We start from the raw sequence: 20,858 nt of genomic DNA, 5'->3' as shown, positions 1-20,858 counted from the left end.
ACAAAACTAAACCTAAAAACATAAACCTTAATAAACCTAAAAGCCTAAAACTGAAAAACTTAAACTATTCTTTGAACTTATTTGTTATATTCTTATCTGATAATCACTTTCTTTCCCTGGTGGATGTAAACACCATTCTTTGCAGGCTTCTTACCCAATTTCATACCGCTAAGTGTATACCATGCATTGTCTGTTGTGGTATTGCTTATGGTTGGAGTTCCTGTGATGCCTGTTGGTGGTGCCCAGGTGGCGGTAACATCCTTGCAGGTGTATTTGCCATTACTCTGTGCAGTGGTAATCTCGTAGAACTTGGTGCTGTTGCCAGCGTTCATGTCTACGGACTGCTTCTTGTCTTTTCCCTGATTGAAGATGATGTTTACGATAGCATCCTTGCTCTTGATCTTGAAGTCCATATAGTACCACTTCTTACCGTTCAGCGTCTTGGTTGCTGTGACAGCAGTACCTGGCCATTTTTCTGTGAGCTCTCCGCTTGTATTCCATGCGTAGAAATACATGGTTGAACCCCAGTTTGTTACCTGGTCAGCATTGGCATATACGGTGATGGTATATGGCTCGAATGCCTTGACGGTATAATTGTAGGTACGGATACCTGTTACGGTTCCGTTGCTGAGCAAGCCAACCTTCAAGGTGCAGGTCTCATCTATGTTGATGTTGCTACCTGTAGCCACCTGCTTGCTCTTGGCTGTAGGGGCTGTGCCGTCAGTAGTGTATACCAGTTTGGCATTGCTGTTCTGGCTGACAGCCGTAAGCTTAGCCTTGAAACCTGCCTCGTATTCGCCTGATGGTATATTGCACCATGCGGTTTCTGCTGATTTAGAAAGATAATAACGGTAGTGGTATCCTTCGAGAATCTGTGCATAATCAGTGCCTGGAGTATATGCCTTGGTGTTGTTTCCTACAACCACGATGAGTTTCGCCTTGTTGCCAGTAGTCTCATTGGCAAAGCATGCGGTCTGTGCCATCTTGTTGGTATAATTGCTCATGTTGGTGATGCCTGCAAGTTTGCGGGCTTCAATCATGCTCTTGATTTCCTGTTTGTAGGCTCTCCAGTGTGGCTGGAACACGCAAGGAGTTCCCGGCATGGCGAGCATATAGGCATTTGCAGCAAGCGTATCTCGCATAAGCGGATCCTGCTGCTCATCTTTAGAACGGAATTGCATGTCGTGATTCTCTACGAATGTGATGGCATACTGACGATAAGTTGGGTCATGCATCAGATTGATATCGCTCTTCAACTTCGACCAGTTTGGTGATGAAACAATCTTATTGTCTTTTACGCCTACTGCATCACGTACATTATAACGGAACTGGAAGTCGAAGGCTGCACTCTTCTTGTTAGTCTTGTTTATCCAGTTGATGATAGATTGGTTTCCATCCCAATATTCACCTACCGAGAATTCTACACCGGTAGCATCATTGTAGTCAGCCACGTGGGTACCGCTGAAACCCTTTACCATGTCGTAGCGGAAACCGGTATATCCTATATCCTCCTTCAGAAATTTCAGATATGCCTTGATAATCTTCTGTACGTTCTCGCTCTTATGGTCAATATCACGGCATCCTCCAAAGTCGGTTCCCTCATCATAGTTATTGCTGAGGCTAACCCCGTCTTTTTTTGCCTGTGTTGCCGTACTTCCACTATCATCATTCTTGCAGATATCGGTAGACAACATCTGGTAAGTCACTCCATTGTATGTCTCTGCAGGGAAGGTGAACCAGCCGTCTGTATTGCGGTGGTTGACCACAACATCTGCTATTGCGCCTATGCCGTTGGCTTTGAATTTGGCAATCAGACTTCTGAGTTCAGCCTCAGTTCCGAATGAGGAATTCTGGTTGAAATAATAATATGGCTTATAGCCCATCACCTTTGTGGTTTCGATGCATTTACCGCTTTGTGGGAGCCATACTAGGTCGATGAAACCTTTCATGTCATCGGCTTGCTTCTCTAAAACAGTCCATTGGGAGTAGTCGTAAGAATCCCATGAGAATCCTTGCAGCATGACGCCACTATAGTTAGCAGGCCAACCTTGTGCAAACATATTGATGCTTGCCAGTAAAGCGATAAGTGTAAAGTATATCTTCTTCATAATTATCATTGTATTTTGTGATTATTATTTTATGTTTAATTGCAAGTTGTATTGTTATACGTTGGCAAAGTTACGATTTATTTCATTAGCTTGTTCAAAAATTGATGCAAATCAAGCGAATAAATTGTGCAAACGTTTGCATTCCGGTGCGCTTTTCTTCTATATATAATTTAAGGTATATGTAGCTTTAGGAGATAATTATGATTAAAAAACTAGAAAACATTTGACGGTCTCGTTTTTTATTGCGTAATTTGCGTTGCGTAAAAAGCGCAATGAACGTTTGTATAATGAATGATAACAAGATATGGCAAGATTGAACAATCCTTTTGTGGTATATGGCTATAAGGGCGCAGAGTATTTCTGCGACCGCTTCTTTGCAAAATGGCTGGTGAGAGGAGGAATCATAGCCAACTGAGGAAATGAAAATTACGTCCTGATGCAGCATTTGCTACGTCCCGACGCAGTAAAAGATGCGTCCCGACGCAGTAACAGATACGTCGGGACGTAGTTTCAGAAGCATCCTGGTAATCATCAAGTGAGCCTCTTTCGCTTCATGTACGTCATTGCGCAAGTTCATACGTTTCATTGAATTGAAGGATACGACTGCGCTGGGTTAAGGATACGACTGCGCTGGGTTAAAGATACGAATTCGTTGGGTGATGGATTCGACTTCGCTGGGTGGAAGAGGCAATTTCGTTGGCTGAATAAAGCACTTGATGTTGCAGAATGAAGTGGTTGATGTTGCAGAATGAAGTACTTGAATGAGGCGGTTGATGTTGCTGAATTTTCAACTATAAGTTGACTGAACTTTAGCATGCGGTTCAAGAACGCCCTGAAGGGGCAAAACTTGCGAAAGTCCAGCTAGCCTCTACTTATTCCTTCAATTTCTGGATTTCCTCCAGTGGAAGTTCGGTGGCTGTTGCCATTGGTGATTTTAATATTGTGGCAAGCATATAAAGTCCTTGCTCTGTAAATCCCTTTACAGTTGCATGAGAAAACTTCAATGTTTCGAGGTGGTCAAAATTTTTAATCAGTTCATTTTTTCTCGCTGTCATTCAACTCAATAACATAACCTGGAGGAAACTTTTTAGGGTTGTTCCTTAGTGCTTGGTTGATTTCTCTGGTTTCTACTCCATATAATTCAGCAACATCTCTGTCAAGGATAACTTGCGTATCCCTGATGATAATGATTTTTCTTTCTGTTTTTACAATATCTTCTTGATGTCCCATAATTTCTTTTTTATAGCTTTTCTTCTGCAAAGATATGACTTTTCCTCATAACTTCCAAGGTTTTAGGGAAAAAATACTTGAAAAGGGGGAGGAGAACGAAAAAAATAGGCGACTCCCGGAATTGAGAGCCGCCTATTGGTTATACTATTTTTATTATGATGAAACAGATGCTTATTCTACTGTGCAGTAGATATTGTCATTTGTCTTTCTTGTTGGATACAACTTGACTGTGTTGCCTGCTACTGTAATGTTGTCGCCACCAGCAGTAAGGTTATTGAGACTTCCACCGAGGTTGATGTCCCAACCACCATTTACGCGGAACTTCCAACCATCGGCAGTAACACCTACATTTGTTGCCTCGAAGCAATACTCTTCAGCATTCCAAGTCATGACTGCGTCGCCATCCCAATTGTTGAAACCACCAATCATACCCATGGTCTCAACCTTAGTGGCTGTGATAGTGCCTTCTGAAAGATTAACATCGAAGTAGTAGACACCCTCTCCAGCGTTCACGCCGATGTTTCCATTTTCGTTGGTAGCAGCTCCACCAAAGCTTACAAATGCACCAGCATTGATTTCGTTGTCCCAGCTTCCAGCTACACGCTGGAACTTGAACTGGAGACCAGCTCCGTTCGGATCGGCTACATATACATAACCAGTGTATACGCCCTTTGCCTCGTCCACGAGAGCGAGCTTCTGGTCAGAGTTCTTCCAACCGTCAGTTGCGCCAATGAAGTAGATGAATGGATCGTATTTAACCTCCTCGAAGGTATAAGTGTAGTCCATCATGTTGAGGGTGAGCTTATACTTACCAGCCTTAGCTATCTTACCAGCCTTAGCGTCACCATTTGTCAAAGAACCAGTCATGCTGTCTTCGCCGTCAACCTTAGGACCTACTACACCAGCAGCAGATGAATCGGTATTACCTGCATCAACGTTCGCCTTAGGAATAATCTTCCAATACTGGTCCGCCTTGGTTGTTTCGAAAGTGATAGTGAAAATAGGATCTTCATATACATCCTTATCGCTGTGTTTGAATGTCTGCTTGTCACTTATAGTATTCCAACCATTTACGTCATCTGTAGTAAACATGTCACCTACGAGGTAGTAAGCTGCATCGATGAATGGAGCCTTTGGAGTCATTACGAGGTTAATCTTGCCTGCATCAATGAGAACAGCCTGACCCTCTTTTATAGCATTTACATAAACCTGGGCATCAAAAGTGCGGGCTGTAGGACGCTTGCCATAAGCTGATTCTACAACAGATGCGAGGTCAGCTACTGCACCCTTACCATCAAGACTTGTATTAACTGTAGTCTTGGTTGCATTCTCTACACCCTGAGGAGTAAGCTCAATGCGAGCATTTCCCAAGGTAAAACCTTCAGGAAGAGCAGCGCTGCTTAAAGAGAAGGTGTTGACACTATCTGTAGTCACACTGGCAAAGTCGATGGCCTGAGCTGCTGTTGCAGTAAAGCCAGGAATTGTGATGGCATCTTCCTGTGGGTTAGTCTGAGGATCTGCCCAGTCTTTGAAATCTTCGCTGCAGGACCCCATGAAGAGGCCTGCAAGTGCGATAGAGATATATAATGATAACTTTTTCATTTTACTTCGATTTTAAATCGTTATTACTTGATTTCACCAGTTCCCTTAGAGAAGTTGAGGTGAACCTGCTGACCTACTTCACCTGTAACTCTATCCTGGTCGCCGCCTGTTGCACGGTACTTGATCTTACCGTCTAATACAACGAACTCAGAATGCCACCAGTCGTGTCCTGGAATCTTAACGTACATACGTACACCCTTATCAGTACCAGCAGGAACTGAACCTACGAATGCAGGAGATACGAATTCTCCGTCCATGGTTGTAGGTACAGTGAATGACCAGCCTTCTGCTTCTTCTGCGAAATCGTCGCTGCCAGCTGCAGGGCCAATCAGCCAGATTGTTGGCTTGTTGAACTGAACGTCATAGTGGATTTCACGGTTTACAACAGATGTTGTTACGATTACGAGATACCAGCCTGGTTTGCTAGAAGCGATATTGCCATCCTTGTCGATGATATCGTCCTTGCAGTCGCCGGAAACTGTAATGCCAGCATAACCAACTTCGCTCTTATTGCTTTCAGCTACAGTATTGAGCTTGATACCGCTATCGTCGATATAGACAAGACGCCAGAAGGTATTATCTGTACCATAAACCTGAACCATGTCGAAGCTCTTTGCCCAATCCCAGTCACAGAAGTTACCTACTATATGTACATGGCTAGGTAAGTTGACAGGTGGCAATGAGAACAAGAGGTGAATCTTGTTGAGTGAAACCACATTAGAAAGAATCTCTGTTCCTTCTACAACATTACCATTACTGGTCACAATATTTGCCTTCAAACGGAAGTAAGCTTTTACGTCCATAGGGAAATCAGCCTCTGTCTTGCCTTTCTCCACAAAGATGTTGGTCAAAGCACTTGCCAATGAAGATGCATTGATTGCAACCTTGGCACTTGTGCTGGTTTCTGAAAGCTCAACAGCATCAGTCATATTTTCATCTGTAGCGACCTGTACTGTATATTGAACGCTAGCTGTATAGCTATAGTTAGGCTGTGAGCAGGTCAACATAATCTTAGACGAATTCGCCAGGTCGATTGGGGTATTCTGCAATGCAGGAGTATTCAACTTGAACTCTGTTGGTGACTGAATAGTCGGATTAGAGTCATTGTCGTCGCTACAAGCTGTCATGAGAAATAAACTCATGACAACGAGTAGAGCTGATTTAATTATATTTTTCATAATGAATTCCTTTTTATGTTTGCAAATTAATATCCAGGATTCTGAATCAGATTCTTGTTAGATGTCAACTCATTGGTTGGGATAGCAAAGATGTTCAAATGTTCAGAGAAGTTGCGACCTTCCTTGGTGCCGCCCTTCCACTGCCAGTTGTAGTTGACATTGCCACCATAACGGTTGAAACGGATCAGATCCATACGACGGCGACCCTCGAAGTAGAACTCACGGCTCCATTCATCGCAGATATCGTTCAGAGAATAGCCTCTGTCTTCACGAGTAGAGGCATTTGCACGTTTGCGGATAGCATTGATAGCTGCGGTACCTTCCTCTGTAGTCTGACCACCATTGATGCGGGCATCAGCCTCTGCAAAGTTCAGGTATGCCTCTGCTACACGCATCAGGAAGAAGTCTGCATCAGGGAATGTAGCATCTTTACCTGCGCTTCCATCTGTCTTGAAGTTGGTGAACTTAGCAACACCGAAACCGCTCTTGAAAGTAGCAACGTCATCATTATCCAATGAACGGTTTACACCGTTGAAGAGAGCACGGTCATCACCGGCAGCTTTTGCTGTAGCGTAGCTTTCAAGATTTGGAACGTTACCATTAGGGAAGAACTTCTTCACCAAGTCAGGACGAGCGCGGTTACCACCCCAAGCCTGGTCAGTACCATTGGTAGCTGAAGGGTTGTTTGGATTTGCGTGCATATCTTGATCGTAGGTAGAAGCCAACAGGAAGAGTGTAGTACCCCAGCTTGTGGTCTTCAAACCATCCTGCAAGAGAGGGAAGATACCCTCGTAAGCTGCATCTGTCTCACCGTTATCGCCCATGAAGAGCATCTGGTAAGCACTCCAGCCGTTTACGCTTTTGGTGTTCAGCTTATAAGAAGAATCCATCACCTTCTTGGCGTATGACTTAGCCTTCTCCCACTGAGGTGTGCCTGTATAAACCTCTGCATTGAGGTAGAGGCGGGAGAGAAGCAACCAGCATGCAGCCTTATCTACACGACCGTAACCGGCATCTGTTGACTTCTTAGCCTTTGCATCAGAAAGGCTTGGCTCTATTTCAAGAAGCTCCTTCTCAAGCCATTCGTAAACCTGTGCTCTGGTATATCTTTCAGGCTTGGTCAATGGCTGAAGTGTAAATGGGATGTTGCCCCATCCGTCCATCAAGCTAAAATATTCGTATACTCTCAGGAAGCGAATCTCTGCAAGCTTGGTTGCATCCTGATCTCCTGCTTCTGCAAGATACTGGTTGCAATAAGCAATACCTGTTGTGATACGGGCATACAAACCAATCAACATTGGGTTTGAGGCATTGTAGCTATTATAGCAGAAGCCGGCTATACCATCATCACCCCAACCGCAGATAGCCTCATCGGTTGGTAATTCGTTTGCATTGAATGTCTGGCGTATAAAACCAGATGTTCCACCGTCAATACCATCAATGTCGCAGTCACCATTAGCACCACCATTACCAGCCAGGGCAAAGTTAGCATAGCACTTGTTGAAAAGACCATCGATGTTAAGGCCTGTCTGGATGTTTGGGTTAATCGGAGTAACGTCCAAATCACCGACACATGATGTTGCTGTTCCCATTGTGAGCAGAAGTGCTGCTACTGGAACAATATTTTTAATATATTTTTTCATAATTGATATCCTTTCTTATTAGAAATTCAAGCTAAGACCAACTACTACAGAGAATGGACGTGGGTAGAGGTTGTTGTCGTTACCATCGCCTACTTCTGGATCCAAACCGTCATAATTGGTTATTGTGAATACATTTGATGCAGTAGCGTATGCACGACCTGAAAGTCCATGCCAGCCGCTTGACTTAAACAGGTTGTTGAAGCTATAACCCAATGTGATGTTGTCGCACTTCAGGAATGAAGCGTTCTTCACATAGTAGTCAGACAACTTAGAAGTGATCTCGTAGGTCTGCCAGTTTCTCTCAACAGTACTCTTCATACGGTTAGAGAAGTACTTCAAAGAGTTAGAGAACCACTCACCTGTATTCATGTTACTCATGCTCTGCTCAACATTGTTATATACATAGTTGCCGATGCTTGCACGCAAAGAGAAACCGAAGTCCCAGTTCTTGTATTCCAAGCGAGAAGAGAAGCCCATGGTTACAGGAGCTGCTGGGCTCTTGTAGAGATACTTATCGCTTTCATTGATCTTACCGTCACCGTTACGGTCAACTACGCAGTTCTCAATTGGCTTGCCGTTCTTGTCGTAAACCTGCTGGTAAACATAGTATGAGTTCATAGCATAACCCACCTGGTTAGCCTGCAGATAAGCACCAGAACCATCACCTACCTTGATGTTTGTATTAACAACAGGAGCACCATTCTCAGATACACCATTCAAGTCGGTAATCTCGTTCTTGTTGTAAGTGAAGTTGTATGTCATGGTCCAGAACCAGTCCTTGGTCTGGATAGCACGCCAGGTAATAGCTGCTTCAACACCGGTATTCTTCAAGGAACCGATGTTCTGCCATGCCTGGTTCTTGTAACCTGCCATAGAAGAAAGTGGAGCATAGTTCAACAGATCGGTAGTCTTTCTGTAGTACCAATCTACGCTACCAGACAATCTCTGATCCATGATGCCCCAATCCAAACCTACGTTGTAGGTAGAGGTTGTTTCCCACTTCAAGTCAGGACGGTAGTTGTTTGGTCTATAAAGTTCACCTGTGCCAGTAACAGGATAGAAACCATTTGTACCTGTGCTGATAGAATAAGATGGAATCCACTCATAATCGCCGATAGAACCAGCCTGCTGACCAGTCTTACCATAACCCAGACGGAGCTTCAAGTCAGACAACCAGTTAGCGTTCTTCAGGAATGCTTCTTCGTTAGCCTTCCATGCAAAAGCGAATGATGGGAACCATGCCCAGTGCTCCTTGAAACGTGAAGAACCATCATCACGGACGGTTGCTGTCAGGAAGTAACGGTCGAGCAATGTGTAGTTGGCACGTCCGAAGAAAGATACCAGGTAGCTTTCGCTCTTCTCGCTATATGGAGTATGAGGACGCTCTGTGCCAGCAAGACTTGCATCGTTATTTGTTTCAGGATAATAACCTACATAGTCATTGTTCTTGCTGCGCCAGAAGTGCTGCCACTCATAACCAGCCATGATGTCGAAGTGATGAATCTTGTTGAAATCCTTGTAGTACTGAGCGTAAGCACTCAAAGAGAGGTTGCGCTTCAGAATTTCCTCACCACCGTAGCTGCCATAGTACAATGCGTTTGTGCAAGATGTAGCAAATGACTGGCTCTGGCGACCCTTTGAGATATCTGCACCCAAGGTAGCATGCAATCTCAAGTCCTCGAAACCGTGTACCTTATAGTCGATGTCTGCACTACCGATGAATGAACGGCTGTGAGCAATCTGACTGCCCTGATCCAGCAAAGACAGAGGGTTAGGCATCTGTGTGGTGCTGTCATAAGTGAAAGGCCATGTATTGTCACCATACTCTGCTTTCTTTGACCACTGGAAATAGCCACCATAGTTCTTGAGAGTCTGGTCCAGGAGACTGTTGCCATCTTTGTCTCTAAGCTGATTCTTGTGATATTCAGATGTAAAGTTGTATGGATCCTGAGTTGGATCCATTCTTACAGCTGCTGATACAACAGAACCATCTGTATATAAGGTTCTAGCATACATACCCTTGGCATTCAGGTTCAATGTCAAGTGATCCTGGAAGAATGATGGGTTCAAGTTCAAAGATGCTGTTGCACGCTTGAAGTCAGATGTCTTCACGATACCCTGCTGGTCTGTATAACCTACAGAAACACGGTATGGGAGTGACTTTGCTGCACCAGAAACTGTAATGTTGTGGTCGTGGCTGATAGCTGTACGGTAAATCAAGTCCTGCCAGTTGGTGTTGGCTGTACCCAGTGCGCTGTAAGCTTCACTGTCTTTTCCATACAGTTTTTCAACTGTTGCACGGAACTCGTCAGCGTTAAGAACATCAATTGTGTTCTTCTTCTCGCTGATGGTTATGCTACCAGAGTAAGAAACGGTAGGTTTCTGACCCTTGCGACCCTTCTTGGTTGTAATGATGATGACACCATTAGAACCGCGGGAACCATAAATAGCAGTTGCAGAAGCATCCTTCAAGACACTGAAAGACTCAATATCCTGTGGGTTAACTACAGAAAGGAGATTAGAAAGACCCTTAACACCATCGTTGTCCATTGCCAGACCATCGATAACGATCAATGGGTCGTTAGATGCGTTCAAAGAAGAACCGCCACGAACACGAATCTTGGCACCACCACCAGGAGTACCGTCGTTGCTGGTAATGTTTACACCGGCAACCTTACCTGTAAGCATATCCTGTGCATTAACAACCACACCCTTATTCTTAGAATCAGGTTTGATAGCTGTTACAGAACCGGTCAGGTCTGACTTCTTAGCCACACCATAACCGATGACAACGACTTCATTCAAAGCCTTTGAGTCATCTTCCAAGGTAATGTTCATGTTACTAGATGCCTTCACTGTCTGCGGTGTCATACCCAGATAGGTGAATGTAATCTTGGCACCTGGCGCTGCATCAACTGAGAAGTTACCATCCATGTCGGTAATACCTACTGCCTTACCGTTAACTGTAATGGTAGCACCCATGATAGGCTCACCAGAAGCATCCTTCACATGTCCCTTAACTGCATTTGTCTGCGCAAAGGAACTCACCGTCAGAAGCAGACCGCTTGCTAGGGTCAACGCTCTGAGAGGCAATTTAATTTTTACCTGCTTCATCATTTGCTTGATTTTTAAGTTAATGTATAATATTAAATTATTTACTTTTTCTTCTTTTCTTCTTGGCTTAAGTTGTTGTCGTTCCTACTCAAAATGCCGTTCTGGCTCTTGTTTAGTCTTTCTGGCATCTTACTTATATTATATAAGGTAGGAATGGGGGCGCTTGCCCATAAACTTGTCGTTTCTGTGTGCAAAATTAAGTTCTTTTCTCTAATGTTGTACTATTTTTGTGTTAATTCCGTTATTTATTTTGTGCAAACGTTTGCACAGAAATTACTTGATTTAAGTCAAGAACTTTGAACTGATATTGAGGATATTTCGTAATTTTGCAGCACAACTAATAGCAATGGGCGATAAAGAAACAATAACAATGAAAGATATTGCTCGCGATCTGGGCGTAAGTGTTGCCACAGTGAGCCGGGCATTGAAGGACAGTTCTCGTATCAGTACTGCCCAAAAGGAGCGTATTCAGAAATACGCGCGTGAACATAACTTCTTTCCTAATTTCCTGGGTGAAGCTTTAAGACATAGTAAGGTGAAGCCGATGAAGGTGATTGGAGTTATTGTGCCTCAGGTGGTACACTATTACTTCATGTCGGTGCTTTCGGGTATAGAGGAAGAGGCTAGAGCCAGAGGTTACCGTGTGATGGTGGCGCAGAGTAACGAGCGTTACGATAAGGAGGTGGCCATCTGTGAAGACTTCTATCAGAACAAGGTTTGTGGCATCATCGTTTCACAGGCGAAGGATACCAAGCAGTATGACCATTTCGAAAAACTGCTGCAGAATGGGGTGCCGCTCATCTTCTATGATAGAATATGTACGGGCGTGAACTGCTCGCGAGTGGTGGTAGATGACTATATGGGTGCCTTTACTGCCGTTACCCACATGATTGATACGGGCTGTAAGAAGATTGCCTTCTACGGCTCGCCGATGAATCTGGAAATCTCAAAGAACCGATATAACGGTTATCATGATGCGCTGGTAAAGCATGGCTTGACGGAGAACCCTGACTGGGTGAAGATCTGCGATGACCGTGCCAATGCCGAAGCAATAACGCCGGATATTCTGATAGAGGAAGATCGTCCGGATGCTTTCTTTGCCATCAATGATGATACGGCAATCGGTATCCTCTATACCGCCAAGCGCATGGGATTCAAGGTGCCTGAAGAAATCAGCATCTGCGGATTCACCAATGGTGACCGTGCCAAGGCGTGCGACCCGATGCTTACTACGGTTGAGCAGCGAGGTGTAGCCGTAGGCGAGGAAGCTGCCAATATCCTGATTGGTCAGGTGGAAGGCTCCATCCCTAGAGATGAGGTGGAGAAGCGAGTGGTGAGAACACGACTTGTGGTGAGAGGAACAACAAGATAAAAATATAAAAACAATATAACGATGAAACAAAAACCTGATTTAAGTTTCTGGAAGCTCTGGAACTTGAGCTTCGGATTTTTCGGAGTACAGATTGCCTACGCCCTACAGAGCGCCAACATCTCCCGAATCTTTGCAACGTTGGGTGCTGACCCACACAACTTGAGTTATTTCTGGATTCTCCCTCCTCTGATGGGAATCCTGGTTCAGCCTATCGTGGGCACGTTGAGTGATAAGACGTGGTGCCACTTCGGTCGCCGCATCCCTTATCTCTTTGTGGGTGCTACGATTGCCGTCCTGGTAATGTGCCTGCTCCCGAATGCCGGTTCGCTCGGACTGACCGTGAGCGGTGCGATGCTCTTCGGACTGATAGCGCTGATGTTCCTCGATACGAGCATCAACATGGCGATGCAGCCGTTCAAGATGTTGGTAGGCGATATGGTAAATGAAAAACAGAAGGCAAAGGCTTACTCTATCCAGAGTTTCCTCTGCAATGCCGGTTCTGTAGCCGGATATATCTTCCCATTTCTCTTTACCTTCCTCGGTATCAAGAATTATGCTGAGAAGGGTGTGGTTCCTGATTCTGTCATCTGGTCGTTTTATATCGGTGCGGTTATCCTGATTCTCTGTGTTATCTACACCACGATGAAGGTGAAGGAGTGGAATCCACAGCAGTATGCGGAGTATAATGAAGCGAAGAGGGAAGAGGGAAGAGTGAAGAATTCTAATGCTGAGGCTTCTGAAGACAAGGCCGGTTGGATTACTTTGCTCCGCAAGGCGCCATCTACCTTCTGGAAGGTGGGACTGGTTCAGTTCTTCTGCTGGGCTGGTTTCCTTTATCTCTGGAATTATTCTACGGGAGCCATCGCTGAAACCGTATGGAATACGACCGATCCTGCTTCTGAAGCATTCCAGGAGGCAGGCAACTGGGTGGGCATTCTCTTTGCCGTACAGGCTGTAGGTAGTGTAGTCTGGGCAGTGATTCTCCCTCAGTTTAAGAATACGAAGGTGGCATACGCTGTCAGTCTGGTTATCGGTGGTGTGGGTTTTGCCCTGATACCTTTCCTGCATGACCAGTATCTGCAGTTTGTTCCGTTCCTGATGATTGGTGCCGGTTGGGCAGCCATGCTGGCGATGCCTTTCACCTTTGTTACCAATGCTTTGCAGGGATATGGTCACATGGGTGCTTATCTCGGTCTGTTTAACGGAACCATCTGTATCCCTCAGATTGTGGCTGCTATCTGCGGTGGAATTGTCTTGAGTCTGGTGGGTTCTCATCAGAGCGATATGATGATTGTGGCAGGTATCCTGCTGATTGCGGGTGCACTGTCTGTGAGTATCATCAAGGATAAGAAATCAGAATAAAATGTGATGAACGATTAATTATTGTTTCTACAGAGTAGGGGTAGTGCAAACGTTTGCACGATTTGTGAGAAAAAATATGCAAATTTCAGATACGTTTTTCGCTCGTTTTTCTTACCTTTGTAGCATCAAACATAAATTATAACATTTTCAAGAGCCTTTAAGAGTCTTATGACAGTACAGTTTAATATTGAATATAAAGCAATGTTCGGCGAACAGATCGTCGTAAACATTCAGACGGAGGAAGGTGAACTGAAACTTCCTCTCGAGACGACAGATGGTCAAAGATGGGCATGCGACTGGTGTGTTGAATCACCAGAAAAATCGTATACCTATTATTATAGTGTAGAACGTGAAGGAAGAGCAGTCAAGACCGAATGGCTTATAATCAAGCATCAGCTCGATGTAAATGCCAGAAAGGCAGAGGTTTATACCCTTTACGATCATTGGAAGGCTATGCCGGAGGATGCTTACCTCTACAGCAGTGCCTTTACCGATTGCATCAATCATCAGGCTCCACAGGAGATGAAGCCGGAAACGGACAGCAAGATTGTGCGTCTGATAGTCCGTGCTCCTCAGCTTCGCGATGGTGAGCGTCTGGGGGTATTGGGTGCAGATAAAGCTTTGGGTGTCTGGGATGTGCAGAAGATTCTTCCGATGACTCAGCATACCTATAATGAATGGGTGGCTGATATTGATGCGACTCATCTTGAGGGCAGCCATCTGGAGTTTAAGTTCGTTGCTTTCCGTAATGCGAAGAGCGAGCTTCTCTGGGAAACCAGCATGAACAGAACCGTGGATTTGCCGGAGATGAAGGCAGGTGAGTTGGTATCTTATGAACTCGACCAGGCTTTCTTCGCTCTGTATAACCGCAAACTTGCCGGAACGCAGGTGCCTGTATTCTCATTGCGTACCCGTAAGAGTGCCGGTATTGGTGACTTCGGTGACCTGAAGACCATGATTGATTTTGTGGCTTCTACCGGTCAGAAGGTGCTCCAGCTCCTTCCTATCAATGATACCACCATCACCCATACATGGACCGACAGTTATCCATACAGCTGCATCAGCGTCTTCGCTATTCATCCGCAGTATGCCGACCTCCATGCTCTCCCTGAGCTGAAGGACGCCAAGGCTCGTGCTGAGGCTGAGAAGACACGTGCTGAGTTGAACGCACTGGATAAGATAGATTACGAGAAAGTAAATGATTTCAAGATAAATTACTTGCGCCAAATCTTCAATCAGGAAGGTGAAAAGATGATGAAGACAGCCGAATACAAGGCTTTCTTCCAGGCTTCTGAACTGTGGCTGGTTCCTTACGCACAGTATTCATACCTGCGTGATAAGAATGGTACGGCTGATTTCAACCAGTGGCCAGATCATCAGGTATGGGATGAGGCTGAGCGCAAGGTGCTTGCCGACCCTAAGACTGCTGCTTACAAGAACGTGGCGTTCTTCTATTTCGTACAGTTCGTACTGGACCGCCAGATGCAGGAGGCTCACGAGCATGCCAAGGCTAAGGGCGTTATTTTGAAGGGTGATATTCCAATCGGCGTAAACCGCAATGGTTGCGATGTATGGACGGAACCTAAATACTTCAACCTCAATGGTCAGGCGGGTGCTCCACCAGATGACTTCTCTGCCAATGGTCAGAACTGGGGATTCCCTACCTATAACTGGTTTGAGATGCTGAAGGATGGCTGCCAGTGGTGGAACCGCCGTTTCAAGAACATGGCAAGATATTTTGATGCTTACCGCATCGACCACGTATTGGGCTTCTTCCGTATCTGGGAGATTCCGGTACATAGCGTACATGGATTGCTCGGACAGTTTGCACCGGCGCTTGCCATGAGCCGTGAAGAGATTGAAAGCTATGGTTTGCACTTCCAGGAAGACCGTTTTACCCGTCCGTTCATTACCGATTGGGTATTGGATCGTGTGTTCCATGAGCGTGCCGGCGAGGTAAAGGAGAAGTATCTCGACCGTCTGGATGACGAGCGTTATCAGATGAAGCCTGAGGTAGATACCCAGCGCAAGGTAGAGGCTCTCTTTGCTGACGTAACAGATGAGAAGGAACTCTGGCTGCGTGATGGCTTGTATGCCCTGATCAGCGATGTACTCTTCGTACGCAATCATACCAACCCTGGCGTCTTCCATCCACGTATCTCAGCCCAGCTCGACTTTATCTACGAGTCGCTCTATGATAATGACAAGGCTGCGTTTAACCGCCTTTACAACGACTATTTCTATCGCCGCAACAACCAGTTCTGGTATCAGGAGGCGATGAAAAAGTTGCCTAAGCTGGTTCAGGCTACCCGCATGCTAGTTTGTGCCGAAGACCTCGGTATGGTTCCAGACTGTGTGCCTTGGGTAATGGACGAGTTGAAGATATTGAGTCTGGAACTCCAGAGCATGCCAAAGGATCCATCGGTTAAGTTCGGACATCTGAGCCGTAACCCATACCGCTCGGTATGTACCATTTCGAGCCACGATATGCCTACTCTGCGCATGTGGTGGGATGAGAATATCCAGCGTACCCAGGAGTATTACAATACGATGCTCTACCGTCAGGGATCAGCACCTCATCCACTCCCAGGCTGGTTGGCTAGCGACATCATCAGCCGCCATCTTACCTCTCCATCCATGCTCTGCATATTGAGCATCCAGGACTGGTTGGCTACCGATGAGGCTCTTCGTCTGCCTGATGCCGATGCTGAGCGTATCAATATCCCGGCTAACCCTAAGCATTACTGGCGTTACCGCATGCACCTCAACATAGAGGATCTGGCTGCAGATAAGCGTTTCGTGCAGAATATCACAGAAATGATTTCGCAGTCTGGAAGATGCTAACTAACATGATTATATATAGTGCAAACGTTTGCACACTCATTTGCAGAAAAATACCCTCCCAAAACGTGGAGGGTATTTTTGTTTTTTGTATCTTTGCACTATCTTAAGAATAAACAGATAATGATTGAGATAAACTAACGAAGATTCAAAAAAAGAATAAACAACAACTGAACAGTATGAAAAAACTGAATGTATTAGTGATGGGTCTCTTGCTTCCTATGTTGGCAGCAGCCCAGACCGTAAAGTCGCCTAACGGCAACGTCTCGGTAACATTCTCTTTGACCGAAAAGGGACAGCCTACCTATGAGATGAGCTATAAGGGAAAGACTGTATGCAAGCCATCCCACTTAGGATTGGAACTGGCTAAGGATAAACATGCCTCTAAGGGCATGGAGGAAACCAGCCTGATGGATGGTTTTACTGAAACCGGCAGCAAGACATCGACTTTCGATGAAACCTGGAAGCCGGTATGGGGCGAGACCGCTACCATCCGCAACCATTACAACGAGATGGAGGTAAACCTGAACCAGGCTGCTTCTAAGCGTAACATCACCATCCGTTTCCGTGTATATGATTATGGTATGGGCTTGCGCTATGAGTTCCCACAACAGGAAAGTCTGAATTATTTCGTCATCCAGGAGGAGCATACCCAGTTTGCCATGGCAGGCGATCATACCGCTTACTGGATTCCTGGTGATTATGATACACAGGAGTATGATTACAACATTACTCCATTGACAGGCATTCGCCCAATTATTGCGAAAAACCGTGAAGCTTACAAGAGCAATTCATCTACCACCGTCTTCTCTGATACCGGTGTTCAGACCTCTCTCCAGATGAAGACCAAGGACGGACTCTACATCAACATCCATGAGGCTGCCTGCCTGGATTATCCTACCATGCACCTCAATCTGGATGAGAAAACATTGACCTTCGAGTCTTGGCTCACTCCTGATGCCGTGGGCAGAAAGGGATTTATCCAGACTCCATTCAATACACCTTGGCGTACCGTGATGGTAAGTGATGATGCCCGTGATATGCTTTCATGCAAGTTGACATTGAACCTTAACGAGCCTTGCAAGATTAAGGATACATCCTGGATTCATCCTACCAAGTACTGCGGTGTATGGTGGAACATGATTGTGGGTACCAAGACCTGGAGCTATACCAACGATCTGCCATCTGTGCGTCTCGGTGTAACCGATTACAGCAAGTGCAAGCCTAACGGTACTCATGGTGCAACCAACGAGGAAGTGAAGCGCTACATCGACTTTGCAGCCAAGAACGGTTTGCAGGAAGTATTGGTAGAAGGCTGGAACGAAGGTTGGGAAGACTGGTTCGGTCACCAGAAGCTCGATGTCTTCGACTTCGTGACTCCATATCCAGACTTCGATATCAAGATGCTCAACGACTATGCTCACTCTAAGGGCGTGAAGCTGATGATGCACCACGAGACATCTTCTGCAGCTCTCAACTACGAGCGCCACATGGAAGATGCCTTCAACCTGATGAACAAATATGGTTATGATGCCGTGAAGACCGGTTATGTGGGAGATATCATCCCAAGAGGTGAGTATCACTACAGCCAGTTGATGAACAATCACTACCAGCGTGTCATCGAGACCGCTGCCAAGCATCATATCATGGTAAATGCACACGAGGCAACCCGTCCTACAGGTATCTGCCGCACCTGGCCTAACCTGGTTGGCAACGAGAGTGCACGTGGTACAGAGTATGAGGCATTTGGCGGTAACAAGTCTTATCATACCGTAATGTTGCCATTCACCCGTCTGCAGGGTGGTCCGATGGATTATACTCCTGGTATCTTTGAGACCAAGCTTTCTGAGTGGAGCAACAATAAGAGTTATGTTCATACCACTCTCTGTGGTCAGCTTTCGCTCTATCTCGTAATGTACAGTCCGCTGCAGATGGCTGCCGATCTTCCAGAGCATTATGAGAAGTATGATGATGCCTTCCAGTTTATCCGCGACGTAGCTTGCGACTGGGATGACTCCAAGTATCTGGAGGCAGAGCCAGCCAAGTATATCACCGTAGCCCGCAAGGCAAAGGGAACCGATAACTGGTTTGTAGGCGGTAAGACTGATGCAGCCCGCACAGCCGTAGTAAAGCTCGACTTCCTGGATAAGGGCAAGAAGTATGCTTGCGCTATTTATCAGGACGGCAAGACTGCTGACTACGAGAAGAACCCTAAATCTTATCAGATCATCCACAAGACTGTGAAGAAGGGGGATGTTTTGAAGATTAACGAAGCACGTGGTGGTGGTTTCGCCATCTCTTTGCTCGCTAAATAAGCTTATAATTTCCGTATTTCCGTCCAACTGTCCGGTTGGTCGGAAATACGCTAAAAATGAGCGTAGATAATCTGTCACAGTTTTCTTCGCTCAGTTCGCTTTAATATCCTGTATACCAATAACTTAACAATATGAATATCCAAAAACTAATAATTGCAGCATTGACAGCAACCGTTTTACCAACTTCATTGAATGCCCAGCAGACATTCAATGAGATGATGTATTCCAAGGAGAAAACCATGTTTATCCTGAATGCTCCAACAGCCCAAAAGTCTTCTGTAACCCTCCGTCTTTATAAGCAAGGTCAGGGAGGAAAGGCTTATAAAACGCTGAAAATGAAGAGGTTGGGTGATGAACGCTGGGAGGCTACAGTAAAGGGCGACCTCAAGGGGAAGTTCTATACCTTTGATATTGGCAAGGGTGAAACACCAGGTACATTTGCCAAAGCAGTAGGTGTGAACGGAAACCGTGGCGCCATCGTAGATTTGTATGATACCGATCCATCTGGATGGGATCAGGACGTGCGTCCTGCCCTGAAATCGCCAGCCGATCTCGTTGTCTACGAGCTTCACGTGCGTGATTTCTCCATTTCTCCTACATCCGGCTTGAAATATAAGGGCAAATATCTCGCTCTCACCGAGCCAAAGGCCATCGAATATCTCAAGAATCTGGGCATCAACGCCATCCACTTCCAGCCTGTATTCGATTTCGCTTCTATAGATGAGACCCGACTCGACAAACCGCAGTTCAACTGGGGTTATGATCCGAAAAACTATAATGTGCCGGAAGGCAGTTACGCTACCGACCCTTATTCTCCAGCAACCCGCATCAAGGAGTTCAAGGAGATGGTGATGGCGCTGCATAAGGCAGGCATCCGAGTGATTTTCGATGCCGTATATAACCATACTTTCGATATCAATGGCAGCAATTTCCAGCGTACCTATCCTGATTATTATTATCGCAAAACCAAGGATGGTAAGTATTCTGATGGTTCAGGCTGTGGCAACGAGACTGCTTCAGAGAAGCCTCTCATGCGCCAGTTTATGCTGGAGAGCGTGAAATACTGGATAGACGAATATCATATCGATGGTTTCCGTTTCGATCTGATGGGTGTTCATGACATCGAAACCATGCAGGCTATCCGTGAGATGGTAAACCGCATCGATCCCAGCATCTATATTTATGGTGAGGGATGGAGTGCAGGCAGCTGTGCTTATCCTACCGAGAAACTGGCGGTGAAGGCGAATACCCAGCAGCTCAAGGGCATCGGTGCTTTCAGCGATGATATGCGCGATGCGCTCCGTGGTCCTTTCTCTGATGACCATCAGGGAGCGCTCCTGGCTGGTCTTACAGGTCAGGAGGAGAGTCTGAAGTTCGGTATTGTGGGTGGCATCGCCCATCCGCAGGTGGATATGACAAAGGTGAACTATGACAAGAAGCCTTGGACCAACAATCCTACCGAGCAGATCAGTTATGTAAGCTGCCATGACGATATGTGTCTGGTAGACCGTCTGAAGGCAAGCATCGCATCTCTTACCGACAAGAATATCCCTGAAGCAATGCGTACTGCCGAGTTGCTCCGCATCGACCAGCTTGCGCAGACCTGCGTCTTCACTTCACAGGGTGTTCCTTTCATCCTTGCCGGCGAAGAGATGCTCCGCGACAAGAAGGGAGTACACAATAGCTATAATTCTCCTGACAGCATCAACCAGTTTACCTGGACCAATCTGCAGAAGTATCCGCAGGCGTTTGCTTATTACAAGAGTCTGATCCAGCTCCGCAAGAATCATCCGGCATTCCGTCTTTCAACAGGCGATAAGGTACGTCAGCATCTGGAGTTCCTGCCTGCTCAGGAAACTTGTCTCGTAGGTTTCCAGCTCAAGAATCTGGAGGGCATTGATGCGTGGAAGAACATCATCGTGATCTATAACTTCAATAAGGAGGCAAAGAAGATGCAGATTCCTGAGGGTAATTATACCGTGGCTTGCTGCAACGGTGTGATTAACGAGGAAGGCTTAGGCTTTGTTTCGGGAAAGGATGTTGAGGTTGCCCCTCAGTCAGCCCTGATACTTTATCAGAAATAGTTTATATAT

At 45.8% G+C, this 20,858-nt stretch carries 12 protein-coding genes; 5 read left to right on the top strand and 7 right to left on the bottom strand.

What is annotated here, in order from left to right; genetic code table 11:
• Window positions 1-92 precede the first annotated feature (92 nt).
• From KUA48_RS07475 to KUA48_RS07445, 7 genes are all read right to left on the bottom strand, one after another.
• Complete coding sequence (locus KUA48_RS07475) at window positions 93-2,108, bottom strand: alpha-amylase family glycosyl hydrolase (protein WP_218432237.1); 2,016 nt, start codon at window positions 2,106-2,108, stop codon at window positions 93-95.
• Window positions 2,109-2,980: 872 nt separating this feature from the next.
• Window positions 2,981-3,163, bottom strand: a complete 183-nt coding sequence (locus KUA48_RS07470; protein ID WP_218432234.1) for a hypothetical protein — start codon at window positions 3,161-3,163, stop codon at window positions 2,981-2,983.
• Window positions 3,144-3,338 carry an ORF6N domain-containing protein gene (locus KUA48_RS07465; RefSeq protein WP_217756230.1) on the bottom strand — a complete coding sequence of 65 codons (195 nt, stop codon included), beginning with the start codon at window positions 3,336-3,338 and terminating at the stop codon, window positions 3,144-3,146. Before KUA48_RS07465 ends, KUA48_RS07470 begins: the two co-directional genes overlap by 20 nt.
• A 171-nt stretch (window positions 3,339-3,509) precedes the next feature.
• Window positions 3,510-4,940, bottom strand: a complete 1,431-nt coding sequence (locus KUA48_RS07460; protein WP_218432232.1) for a DUF5115 domain-containing protein — start codon at window positions 4,938-4,940, stop codon at window positions 3,510-3,512.
• Between the two features lie 23 nt (window positions 4,941-4,963).
• Window positions 4,964-6,118, bottom strand: coding sequence for a SusF/SusE family outer membrane protein (locus KUA48_RS07455; protein WP_153072333.1), 1,155 nt, complete (start codon window positions 6,116-6,118; stop codon window positions 4,964-4,966).
• Between the two features lie 26 nt (window positions 6,119-6,144).
• A complete protein-coding gene (locus tag KUA48_RS07450; RefSeq protein WP_218432230.1) occupies window positions 6,145-7,761 on the bottom strand; it encodes a RagB/SusD family nutrient uptake outer membrane protein in 1,617 nt (538 codons plus the stop codon).
• 18 nt (window positions 7,762-7,779) lie between these two features.
• The gene (locus tag KUA48_RS07445) at window positions 7,780-10,878 is read right to left on the bottom strand and encodes a TonB-dependent receptor (RefSeq protein ID WP_217756232.1); all 3,099 of its coding nucleotides are present in this window, start codon (window positions 10,876-10,878) and stop codon (window positions 7,780-7,782) included.
• A gap of 343 nt (window positions 10,879-11,221) precedes the next feature.
• On the opposite strand from KUA48_RS07445, the gene KUA48_RS07440 reads away from it, so the two are divergent.
• From KUA48_RS07440 to pulA, 5 genes are all read left to right on the top strand, one after another.
• Window positions 11,222-12,247, top strand: a complete 1,026-nt coding sequence (locus KUA48_RS07440) for a LacI family DNA-binding transcriptional regulator (protein WP_218432227.1) — start codon at window positions 11,222-11,224, stop codon at window positions 12,245-12,247.
• Between the two features lie 21 nt (window positions 12,248-12,268).
• Window positions 12,269-13,609: an MFS transporter gene (locus KUA48_RS07435; RefSeq protein ID WP_218432226.1), complete on the top strand. Its 1,341-nt coding sequence runs from the start codon at window positions 12,269-12,271 to the stop codon at window positions 13,607-13,609.
• Window positions 13,610-13,777: 168 nt separating this feature from the next.
• Window positions 13,778-16,453, top strand: coding sequence for a 4-alpha-glucanotransferase (locus tag KUA48_RS07430; RefSeq protein ID WP_218432225.1), 2,676 nt, complete (start codon window positions 13,778-13,780; stop codon window positions 16,451-16,453).
• A 176-nt stretch (window positions 16,454-16,629) separates the two neighbouring features.
• Window positions 16,630-18,765 (top strand): glycoside hydrolase family 97 protein, encoded by a 2,136-nt coding sequence (locus KUA48_RS07425; RefSeq protein WP_153087814.1) that lies wholly within the window; start codon window positions 16,630-16,632, stop codon window positions 18,763-18,765.
• 131 nt (window positions 18,766-18,896) lie between these two features.
• The gene (gene pulA / locus KUA48_RS07420; RefSeq protein WP_218432224.1) at window positions 18,897-20,849 is read left to right on the top strand and encodes a type I pullulanase; all 1,953 of its coding nucleotides are present in this window, start codon (window positions 18,897-18,899) and stop codon (window positions 20,847-20,849) included.
• Window positions 20,850-20,858: the final 9 nt, after the last annotated feature.

The sequence above is a fragment of the Segatella copri genome, from assembly GCF_019249795.2.
GTDB classification, from domain to species: Bacteria; Bacteroidota; Bacteroidia; order Bacteroidales; family Bacteroidaceae; genus Prevotella; species Prevotella copri_B.
Note: the sequence above shows the minus strand (reverse complement) of the source record. Positions and strands in the feature narration are given on the sequence as shown.

Excerpts from the sequence above, each read along its gene's own strand:
- KUA48_RS07470 (WP_218432234.1), bottom strand. The coding sequence starts at position 3,163 with ATGACAGCGAGAAAAAATGAACTGATTAAAAATTTTGACCACCTCGAA.
- KUA48_RS07460 (WP_218432232.1), bottom strand. The coding sequence starts at position 4,940 with ATGAAAAAGTTATCATTATATATCTCTATCGCACTTGCAGGCCTCTTC.
- KUA48_RS07450 (WP_218432230.1), bottom strand. The coding sequence starts at position 7,761 with ATGAAAAAATATATTAAAAATATTGTTCCAGTAGCAGCACTTCTGCTC.
- pulA (WP_218432224.1), top strand. The coding sequence starts at position 18,897 with ATGAATATCCAAAAACTAATAATTGCAGCATTGACAGCAACCGTTTTA.
- KUA48_RS07465 (WP_217756230.1), bottom strand. The coding sequence starts at position 3,338 with ATGGGACATCAAGAAGATATTGTAAAAACAGAAAGAAAAATCATTATC.
- KUA48_RS07425 (WP_153087814.1), top strand. The coding sequence starts at position 16,630 with ATGAAAAAACTGAATGTATTAGTGATGGGTCTCTTGCTTCCTATGTTG.
- KUA48_RS07455 (WP_153072333.1), bottom strand. The coding sequence starts at position 6,118 with ATGAAAAATATAATTAAATCAGCTCTACTCGTTGTCATGAGTTTATTT.
- KUA48_RS07445 (WP_217756232.1), bottom strand. The coding sequence starts at position 10,878 with ATGATGAAGCAGGTAAAAATTAAATTGCCTCTCAGAGCGTTGACCCTA.
- KUA48_RS07430 (WP_218432225.1), top strand. The coding sequence starts at position 13,778 with ATGACAGTACAGTTTAATATTGAATATAAAGCAATGTTCGGCGAACAG.
- KUA48_RS07435 (WP_218432226.1), top strand. The coding sequence starts at position 12,269 with ATGAAACAAAAACCTGATTTAAGTTTCTGGAAGCTCTGGAACTTGAGC.
- KUA48_RS07440 (WP_218432227.1), top strand. The coding sequence starts at position 11,222 with ATGGGCGATAAAGAAACAATAACAATGAAAGATATTGCTCGCGATCTG.
- KUA48_RS07475 (WP_218432237.1), bottom strand. The coding sequence starts at position 2,108 with ATGAAGAAGATATACTTTACACTTATCGCTTTACTGGCAAGCATCAAT.